Here is a 9264-nt window from a genome sequence, read left to right as displayed (position 1 = left end):
AGGGATGCGTATTCTACGCTTTCCCTCGTTGGCGTCAAGTGTTTTTTCAAACTTCTTTTTGCCGTTAATTTGAAGCGGTTAAAACCATCTCAAATCAACCTGACTCAGTGTCGCGCTATTGCGCTCTGCCGTGTCAGTGGATGCGCATTATAGGGAGATTCTGAAACACCGCAAGGGCTTTTGGTAATAAAAACACAAAAAAAAGATCGCTTGATGAGTTTTTCATCAAAAGCGATCTTTTTTAATCAATTTATACTGTCTTAGGCCTATTTAGCTTGCTCTAACTCAATATAATTAGCGCTATTATTGGAATTGCTGCAAGAACTCTATCGCATTTTCATCATCCCAATCTACATATGTACGAACATATGCCACCAATTCACCTTCTTTATTCAAGATAAAGGTAGCTGGAATTGTATCTAATGGGAATACTTCACGTAGATTCTGTTTTGCATCATAGTAAGAGTTAAACGAAGGTAAGCCAATTGACTCTAAAAAAGGGCTGACTTGCTTCTTGCCTTCTGCATCTATCGAAATTGGCATCAATACAAAGTCATCTTTACTCAACGTTTGCTCTAAACGATCCAAAGCTGGTAGTTCTCTTACACAAGGTGGGCACCATGTGGCCCACATATTCACAATAACGACTTTTCCTTTATGTTCTTCAAAGTCGACTTCTTTACCTTCTGCATCATTGAATCCAATGTGTGCAATTGGAAAAGGATTCTCAAGGACATTTATTTTGTCCAGTGTAGAATTGCTTACATGCTGCTGTTGCTTTTCCATTCCAGGATAAGCATTAACAGTGATAGTCACTGCTAATGCACTGAGCATGATCGCTTTGATCATGATATTCATTACTTATCATCCAGACTTTGTTTATTTTTCAACAAAGCTTCTAACTCATTACGATCAGCATCAGTCATTTCTGGTGCAGCAGTTGATTTACCACGTTGCTTACGAACTACAACGAGTGCTACATATAGTGCAATCAACATTAGAACAAATGGACCAAGCCACAGAATGTAAGTTTTAGGATCAAGTCTTGGCTTATAAAGAACAAAGTCACCATAGCGGCTTGTCATAAAATCGACAATTTCATCATTACTCTTGCCATCATCTACCATTGTGTAAACCTCAAGACGTAAATCTTGGGCAACTGGTGAGTTAGAATCAATTAAATTTTGATTTTGACATTGTGGGCAACGTAATTCATGCGCCAAACTTAATGCACGTTTTTGGTTATCAGCTGACTTAAATTCATATGTATCAACTGGTGTTGCCATGACATTGAAAGCCAAAACTAAACTTGCCATGAAGCCAACAAGTATTTTAAATGTCTTCATTCTTAAACTCCGTCTTGTTTCGCTTCAGCTTGCAACTCTTGGATCATTGGATAAAGCGTTTCGCTCCATACATTCCTGTCAATAGGACCTGCATAGCGGAAACGAATAATGCCGTTATGATCAACAATAAAACTTTCTGGTGCTCCATAAACCCCTAGGTCTAAACCTAAGCGTCCATCTTTATCAAAAATATTAAGCGTATAAGGATCACCTTCACGGCTTAACTCTCTAATTGCTGGAGCACGCTCATCACGATAGTTAACACCGTAAATCGGTAAAATGTTTTGACGCGCTAACATCATTAAATACGGATGTTCATACTTACAAGCTGGGCACCAAGTTGCCCATACATTAATAAGTGACACTTCGCCTTTAAGATTTTCCTGCGTTAGCATTTCACCCGGTGTTTCGAGACGTTCAAGTTGGAAAGCCGGAACCGGCTTTCCTTCTAGTGCTGAATCGAGCTTTTGCGGATTTAAGAATAACCCCTGATATAGAAAAACTCCCATCCCCAAAAACAATACCAATGGTATAAACAGCACCAACTTTTTCATATTTTCTCCAATAAATTAAGCAGTCGCTAATTTCGCTTCTTTAGTGTCATCTTTCGCGGTTTTAGTTTCTTTCACGCGGTAGCGTTTATCTGATGCAGCTAAGAAACCACCGACCATCATGAAGATAGAACCAATCCAAATCCAACGAACAAACGGCTTGTAATTAAGACGTACTGCAAACTGAGTCATACTTAATGGGTCACCCATAGTGACATAAAGGTCACGGAATAAGCCCCAATCAATACCAGCTTCAGTCATGTCCATTGTACGTACATTATATTGACGACGATCTGGTCTTAATAATGTGACAAACTTGTCATCTTGATAAACTTCTATCTGACCTTGCTGGGCAGTGTAGTTTGGACCGACAACATTTTTAGTTTCAATGTAGTTAAAGGTATAACCAGCTAACTCTTCGCTGATACCTGGGCCCATACGTACGCTTTTCTCAATCGAGTAGTTTGACACCATAGTCGCACCAACGATTGAAACTGCAATACCCATGTGCGCAATTAGCATACCCGTTTCACTACGACCAATCTTATTCAGAGTAAATTTACCATTTACGTCTGTAAGCAGGTTATAAGCCGCTCTGAATGTTGCAAGTGAAACCCAAGTTGCCATACCGATACCAAATACAACCCAAAGGTTTAATTCGTTGCCAGCAATGAAAGGCGTTGCTAAACCAACTACTGCTGCAACAATTGCAGGGATAAGTAACTGACGTTTCAATTCACCCGCTTTAGATTTCTTCCAGCGAATAATTGGACCAATACCCATAAAGCCAAATAGTACTAATACGATTGGTACGAATACAGAGTTAAAATATGGAGGTCCTACAGAAATCTTACCCATACCTAATGCATCAATTAGCAGTGGGTATAGCGTACCAAGTAAAACGGTACCAGCTGCCACAGTTAGTAGAACATTACAGACTAATAAGAATGTTTCTTTAGATTTTAATTCAAATCGTGCAGGGCTACTCATTTCACTTGCTCGTAGTGCGAACAAGGTTAAGGAGCCACCGATAGCTAAACCAAGCAATAGTAGAATGAACATACCACGGCTAGGATCTGCTGCGAATGAATGAACTGATGTTAGTACACCTGAACGCACGATAAATGTACCTAACAAGCTTAATGAGAAAGCAAAGATAGATAGCAATACTGTCCAGTTACGGAATGCACCACGCTTTTCAGTCACGATTAATGAATGGACAAGTGCGGTACCAATTAACCAAGGCATGAATGATGCATTTTCAACTGGATCCCAGAACCACCATCCGCCCCAACCTAGCTCGTAGTATGCCCACCAAGAACCTAGAGAAATACCACCCGTTAGGAACACCCAAGCAGCTAATGTCCAAGGACGAGACCATCTTGCCCAAGCTGAATCTAAACGGCCACTCATAAGCGCTGCAATAGCAAATGCGAAACTAACCGCAAAACCGACATAACCTAGATATAGCATTGGAGGATGGAAAATAAGCCCTACGTCTTGCAACATTGGGTTTAAGTCACGACCTTCCATAGGAATTGGGAAAATACGCTCGAAAGGACTTGAAGTCAGGATCATGAATAATGAGAACCCAACAATGACCATTGCAAGTACTGCGAGTACGCGTGCAATGAACACTTCTTCCATACCTTTACTAAAGGTTGCAACCGCAGCTGCCCAAACCGTTAGAGAGAATACCCAGAAAAGTAATGAACCTTCGTGGCCACCCCATACAGCTGCAATTTTAAAGAAAATTGGTAGTTGTGAGTTGGAGTGATTTGCGACATAAGCCACAGAGAAGTCATCAACAGCAAAGCTATAGCCTAGGGTGATGACAGAAAGAGTGATAAAAAAGAACATACCGTAACAAATAGGCCAAGCATATCTTACGAGATACTGGTCTTTACGGGCTGCACCAAATAACGGCACGGTCATCAATAGAATGGCGAAAGCCAAACCAATAATGAGCGAGAAGTGTCCAAGTTCAGGGATCATGGGTATTCCTCAATTTTAAAAAAGTTGTTCAAGCCATATAAAGGCTAAACAACGCATATCTATCATAATGCTTTAAAACAGTGATATTAACATTAGCTAATACGAATTTGCTTATATTTTAGTAGTTGCTGTTGTTTATGTCTGCCACTTTCGTGCAAAACTGGGTGACTTGTCTCATTCTCAAAAAAATAGAGAGTAAAAACACCCAGTTATCAACTGTTGAACATAGGACATAAAAAGTTCATTTAAGTTTCGTTTGTTTTTTTTATAGGTGATTAATCTGTGAACCAGTGCCCAACTATGACGATTCTGGTTCGGTTATATCGTATATTACTGTTCAATGAATCATCTTTACGTATAATCTAACTTCAAGTCAGGCGGCTAATCCGCTCTGTTTTTTCAGCAACCTAAAAGTGAATATTGAAACAATGACCACATTTTGGATATTTATTGCTCTTGTCGTCGTAATCAGTTTAATGCTGATTTGGGTCCCACATTTTCGTCAGCAAAAAATGTTAGCTGCTGAAGAATCAGGCGTACGTAAGCAAACAAACCTTGAACTATTTAACGAACGTGCAGCTATTCTAGAAAAAGAACTAGAAGATGGCTTATTAGATCAAACTGAGTTTGACGCACTAAAGAAAGAGCTTGAAATCGGCTTATTGCAAGATATGAAGCAAGATGGCGATGACTCTCTTGATACGAAAATTCAAGCTAAAGGGATCTTATGGCCATCATTTATGACCGTTTGTATTCTAGCTATTTCAGCGTACCTCTATCAATCATTAGGTGCTTACGAAGAGCTTGCTAACCCTCCACAAGCAGAGGCTAGCCCACATCAAGGCATGAGCAGCGAGCAAATTATGGCTCAACGCGTACAGATGATGGAGCAGCAAGTACAAGCAGATCCTGAAAACAGCCAAGCTTGGTTTAGCTTAGGTCATGCTTATATTTCAGCTAATCAATTTGATCAAGCAATTGCTTCATTTGATAAAGTGATGGAATTAGTCGGTACTGCAGCAGAATTACTTGGGCCTAAAGCAACGGCAATGTATTACAAGAATGGCCAAGAAATGAATCCTCAAATTCAGGCATTGGTTGATCAGTCACTGGCATTAGACGCACAAGACCCATCAACATTACTACTTGTTGGTATGGACTCATTCTTTACCGCTGATTACCAAGCAGCAATCAACGCATGGCAAACTATTTTAGATAGTGGCCGCAGTGACATTGATCGCACAGCAGTAATGAATGCAATCGAATCTGCTAACATGCGTATTCAAGCTGAAACAGGCGAAATGCCAAATGACAGCAACCACAACCCAATGACGCAAGCTGCAACAACAGCTAAAACCGTTGATGTTGAAATTGCGATTTCACCAGAATTAGCTGATCAAGTTAGCTCTACTGATATGGTATTTATCTTTGCACGTTCAACGCAAGGACCTAAAGTACCTTTAGCTGCAACTAAAATCAGTGCTAACAGCCTTCCTGTTACAGTGACATTAGATGACTCAACTTCAATGGGTGGTGACGTTAAACTTAGCAGTGCCCAAAATGTTGAAATTATCGCAGTGTTATCTAAGCACGGTAGTGTGAAAGCGCAAACTGGAGACTTGAAAGGTGTTGTTGCATCTGTTGCAGTCGGTGAAGAAGCTAAACTAATGCTTGATACTGTTGTTCAATAAACAGTTTTTATAGACATTAAAAAACCGGCTAGTAGCCGGTTTTTTTATGAGTATCTAAAATTACTTAGACATGAACTCAATCGCTTTTTGGTAATCTTCATCAGTACAATCAGTACACATACCACCTGGAGGCATAGCGCCTTTACCAGTTTTAATTGTAGAAATTAGTGTGTCCATACCCGCTGCTAAACGAGGCTCCCATGCAGCAGCATCGTGCGCTTTTGGTGCACCAGCAACTCCCATGCTGTGACATACTTGACACGCTTTGTTGTAAACTGCTTCGCCATCTTGAGCGAAAACGTTTGTAGACAAAGTCAATGCAGCAACTGCAGTCATTGCTAATAATTTTTTCATGTTCATCGTTCCTAATGCAAATAAATTCAAAGCTCAATGCCACCTTTCAAAGCAGGTAGACTTATTAAATCGTCATCAGATTACTACAAACTTCAATAAAACTCACCTTTTTGTGATAAGAATCTCACCTTCATACTCAAATTAAGACAATAGAACTGTATTGAGTAATATATTAGAGAATCATGAAAAAGTTCACATTAGATGTATTTTATTGGAACCACTTCAAATACCTAGCACATAGATGGGTTGAATGCTAAACCCTTAATTGTGTTTATGATAATATTGATTTTGTATTCATCCTCAACACGTAAAAAGAGGGCTCAGTGACAGACAACAATCAGCAGCAAGTTTTAGTCAGGGCAAATGAACTGACGTGCATTCGTGAAGACCGTATTCTGTTTGATCAATTAAGCTTCGAAATTAATGCAGGTGATATTGTCCAAATTGAAGGCCCTAATGGTGCTGGTAAAACCAGCCTGTTGCGCATAATTGCTGGCTTATCTCGACCTTATGCGGGCGAGATTCAGTATATTGATACCGATATCAATCAATGTCGTGACGAGTTTAATGAAGATTTACTTTATCTTGGACACCTCGCTGGTGTTAAAAGCGAGTTAACAGCAAATGAAAACCTTAACTTCAATTTAAGGTTAAGTGGATATAATGATTTTGATAGTTATGATTTGCTCGCCAAAGTTAACTTAGGTGGCTTCGAAGAGGCTCTCGCTGGACATTTATCAGCAGGCCAACACAGAAGAACAGCCCTGGCCCGTCTCTGGCACACCAATTGTCGAATCTGGATCCTTGATGAACCATTTACAGCAATTGATAAAAAAGGTGTAGAAGAGTTGGAACAATTGTTTATTAAGCACACTCAAAGTGGTGGTTGCGTTATTATGACAACACACCAAGATATGAGTCTCATCACTGATGAAGTGCTTCGTAAGATCAAACTAGACTATCGCTTCGTATAAGGTACAACAATGAAAAGAGGCATCAGTTACACCCAAGCATTTCTGACATTGTTGCAGCGTGATTTAAAAATTGCGATTAGGCATCGTGGGGATATTTTTAATCCACTTTTATTCTTTGTCTTAGTCGTGACACTATTTCCTTTAGGAATTGGACCTGAACCACAGGTTCTGTCGCGCGTTGCACCAGGTATCATATGGGTTGCTGCATTATTGGCATCCATGTTGTCACTAGAGCGATTATTTAAAGCAGATTTTAATGATGGTAGCTTAGAGCAGATGCTACTAAGCCCACAGCCTTTACCAATATTGGTATTATCGAAAGTATTGGCTCACTGGATTTTAACTGGTGTACCATTGATATTAGTAGCACCTTTATTAGCAGTCTTGTTACATTTAGAAAGTAATAGCTATACTGCACTCATATTAACGCTAACTGTGGGCACGCCCGTCTTATCGTTACTTGGTGCAATTGGTGTGGCGTTAACTGTTGGGTTACGCAAGGGTGGAGTATTACTTAGCTTATTAATTTTACCACTGTATATACCCGTACTAATTTTTGCTACCAGCGCTATTGATGCTGCTGGTTTAAATTTACCTTATACCGGACAACTTGCCATTATTGGCGCCATGTTGGTCGGATCATTAATTATGGCACCATTTGCAATTGGTGCTTCATTACGAGTGAGTACAAACTGATATGTGGAAATGGCTTCATTCATACGCTGATCCAGAGCGTGCATACAAATTAGCATCAACGCTTTTACCTTGGTTCGCATTTTCTGCCATCTTATTTATAAGTGTTGGAACCATCTGGGGAATGTTATTCGCCCCAATGGATTACCAGCAAGGTGAAAGTTTCCGAATCATTTATATCCATGTACCTTCGGCTTCTATGTCAATGGCCGCATACATGGCTATGGCATCAGCATCATTTGTCGGCATTGTTTGGCAGATTAAAACTGCTGACTGGGTAGCTGCATCAATTGCACCTATTGGCGCCGTTATTACCTTTATAGCACTGTTAACTGGTGCTGCATGGGGTAAACCTATGTGGGGCACATGGTGGGTTTGGGATGCACGCTTAACATCAGAACTAGTGCTATTATTCTTATACCTAGGTGTGATTTCTCTTTATGCATCATTTGAAGATAAAGTGCTTGCAGCTCGTGCAGCAGGCATATTAGCCATCGTTGGTGTTATTAATATTCCAATAATTAAATACTCAGTTGATTGGTGGAGTAGCTTACACCAACCAGCCACCATCAAAATCACAGAAAAATCAGCTATGCCAATGGAAATGTTAGCACCGCTACTTATCAACATATTCGGTTTTGGCTTAATGATTGGTGCAATCACTTTGGTGCGTTATAAAGCAGAAATTTTAGCAAGAAATGGCATGCGCCCTTGGGTTAGAGAATTAGCAAAAGCGGAGGCATCTAAATGATCCAGTTCGAATCATTGTCAGAATTTTTAAATATGGGCGGTTATGCATTTTATGTATGGTTGTCATACGGTGTTACCTTCGGAAGCTTAGGAATCTTATTATTCTTAAGCCTTCGCCAAAAAAGATCCGTCTTACTCGAGATATCTAAAAAGATGGAACGAGAAGACCGCCTTAAAGAAACTAGGAGTAGTAGATAGTGAACTCTAGACGTAAAAAAAGACTCACACTTGCCGTCGCATTAATTGCAGGTGTAGCAGGTATCGCATCATTACTTTTGTATGCATTAAACTCTAACTTAAACTTATTTTTTACCCCTTACGAAATTGTAAACGGTAAAAAAGACACAGGTGAAAAGCCTGAAATTGGTCAGCGTATTCGAGTAGGTGGAATGGTAACTGTTGGAACAATGGTTAGAGATCCAGAAAGCTTGCACGTAGAATTTGAAATTCATGATGCTTTTGGTGGTGCAATTACTGTTACTTTTGATGACTTACTGCCTGATTTATTCCGTGAAGGACAAGGTATTGTTGCTCAAGGCGTATTAATAAAGCCTGACACTATCGAAGCGACTGAAGTACTGGCGAAGCATGATGAAAACTACATGCCTCCAGAAGTTGCTGAAGCCATGGGACAAACCCATGATAAATTAGATTACTCTGAACAGAAACAAGCTGAAGGTTACAAATACCAATAAGTTTTATACGTTCATACTAGAATGCCAATCAATCGATTGGCATTTTTTTTATCTACTGAACGGCCCGCATTTCCAAATCATTTTTCAATCACATCATTGTAAAACCAGTGAGCCAGTGAGCCAGTGAGCCAGTGAGCCAGTGAGCCAGTGAGCCAGTGAGCCAGTGAGCCAGTGAGCCAGTGAGCCAGTGAGCCAGTGAGCCAGTGAGCCAGTGA

General features: G+C 40.1%; 11 protein-coding genes. 6 read left to right on the top strand and 5 right to left on the bottom strand.

Annotated features, from left to right (window positions below; all coding sequences use genetic code 11):
* Positions 1-303: 303 nt before the first annotated feature.
* From L2737_RS21815 to L2737_RS21800, 4 genes are read right to left on the bottom strand one after another with little or no spacing between them, the layout of a single operon-like run.
* Complete coding sequence (locus L2737_RS21815) at positions 304-858, bottom strand: TlpA family protein disulfide reductase (RefSeq protein ID WP_102529598.1); 555 nt, start codon at positions 856-858, stop codon at positions 304-306.
* The gene (gene nrfF / locus L2737_RS21810; RefSeq protein ID WP_102529599.1) at positions 858-1346 is read right to left on the bottom strand and encodes a heme lyase NrfEFG subunit NrfF; all 489 of its coding nucleotides are present in this window, start codon (positions 1344-1346) and stop codon (positions 858-860) included. The genes L2737_RS21815 and nrfF overlap by 1 nt, the downstream gene beginning before the upstream one ends.
* Positions 1347-1348: 2 nt before the next feature.
* The gene (locus L2737_RS21805) at positions 1349-1900 is read right to left on the bottom strand and encodes a DsbE family thiol:disulfide interchange protein (RefSeq protein ID WP_102529600.1); all 552 of its coding nucleotides are present in this window, start codon (positions 1898-1900) and stop codon (positions 1349-1351) included.
* Between the two features lie 15 nt (positions 1901-1915).
* Entirely contained in the window at positions 1916-3892 is a 1977-nt protein-coding gene (locus tag L2737_RS21800; protein WP_102529601.1) for a heme lyase CcmF/NrfE family subunit, read from the bottom strand.
* 428 nt (positions 3893-4320) lie between these two features.
* Here L2737_RS21800 and ccmI point away from each other — a divergent pair, with 428 nt between their 5' ends.
* A complete protein-coding gene (gene ccmI, locus L2737_RS21795; RefSeq protein ID WP_229372197.1) occupies positions 4321-5583 on the top strand; it encodes a c-type cytochrome biogenesis protein CcmI in 1263 nt (420 codons plus the stop codon).
* Positions 5584-5643: 60 nt separating this feature from the next.
* Here ccmI and L2737_RS21790 read toward each other — a convergent pair whose 3' ends face one another.
* The gene (locus tag L2737_RS21790; protein ID WP_102529603.1) at positions 5644-5937 is read right to left on the bottom strand and encodes a c-type cytochrome; all 294 of its coding nucleotides are present in this window, start codon (positions 5935-5937) and stop codon (positions 5644-5646) included.
* Between the two features lie 323 nt (positions 5938-6260).
* On the opposite strand from L2737_RS21790, the gene ccmA reads away from it, so the two are divergent.
* The 5 genes from ccmA to ccmE are packed head-to-tail and all read left to right on the top strand — an operon-like array spanning position 6261 to position 9049.
* Positions 6261-6911: a cytochrome c biogenesis heme-transporting ATPase CcmA gene (ccmA, locus tag L2737_RS21785; RefSeq protein WP_102529604.1), complete on the top strand. Its 651-nt coding sequence runs from the start codon at positions 6261-6263 to the stop codon at positions 6909-6911.
* Positions 6912-6920: 9 nt separating this feature from the next.
* A complete protein-coding gene (gene ccmB, locus L2737_RS21780; RefSeq protein WP_102529605.1) occupies positions 6921-7607 on the top strand; it encodes a heme exporter protein CcmB in 687 nt (228 codons plus the stop codon).
* A gap of 1 nt (position 7608) precedes the next feature.
* Positions 7609-8355 (top strand): heme ABC transporter permease, encoded by a 747-nt coding sequence (locus L2737_RS21775; RefSeq protein ID WP_153916420.1) that lies wholly within the window; start codon positions 7609-7611, stop codon positions 8353-8355.
* A complete protein-coding gene (gene ccmD / locus L2737_RS21770; RefSeq protein WP_102529608.1) occupies positions 8355-8552 on the top strand; it encodes a heme exporter protein CcmD in 198 nt (65 codons plus the stop codon). The genes L2737_RS21775 and ccmD overlap by 1 nt, the downstream gene beginning before the upstream one ends.
* Positions 8552-9049: a cytochrome c maturation protein CcmE gene (ccmE, locus tag L2737_RS21765; protein WP_248957081.1), complete on the top strand. Its 498-nt coding sequence runs from the start codon at positions 8552-8554 to the stop codon at positions 9047-9049. Before ccmD ends, ccmE begins: the two co-directional genes overlap by 1 nt.
* Positions 9050-9264: the final 215 nt, after the last annotated feature.

This window comes from Shewanella electrodiphila (assembly GCF_023283985.1).
GTDB lineage: Bacteria > Pseudomonadota > Gammaproteobacteria > Enterobacterales > Shewanellaceae > Shewanella > Shewanella electrodiphila.
This window is presented reverse-complemented; position numbering and strand designations above follow the sequence as displayed.

Bases quoted from the DNA above. Each gene is read 5' to 3' on its own strand.
- L2737_RS21790 (WP_102529603.1), bottom strand. From the start codon at position 5,937: ATGAAAAAATTATTAGCAATGACTGCAGTTGCTGCATTGACTTTGTCT.
- ccmI (WP_229372197.1), top strand. From the start codon at position 4,321: ATGACCACATTTTGGATATTTATTGCTCTTGTCGTCGTAATCAGTTTA.
- nrfF (WP_102529599.1), bottom strand. From the start codon at position 1,346: ATGAAGACATTTAAAATACTTGTTGGCTTCATGGCAAGTTTAGTTTTG.
- L2737_RS21775 (WP_153916420.1), top strand. From the start codon at position 7,609: ATGTGGAAATGGCTTCATTCATACGCTGATCCAGAGCGTGCATACAAA.
- L2737_RS21800 (WP_102529601.1), bottom strand. From the start codon at position 3,892: ATGATCCCTGAACTTGGACACTTCTCGCTCATTATTGGTTTGGCTTTC.
- L2737_RS21815 (WP_102529598.1), bottom strand. From the start codon at position 858: ATGAATATCATGATCAAAGCGATCATGCTCAGTGCATTAGCAGTGACT.
- ccmB (WP_102529605.1), top strand. From the start codon at position 6,921: ATGAAAAGAGGCATCAGTTACACCCAAGCATTTCTGACATTGTTGCAG.
- L2737_RS21805 (WP_102529600.1), bottom strand. From the start codon at position 1,900: ATGAAAAAGTTGGTGCTGTTTATACCATTGGTATTGTTTTTGGGGATG.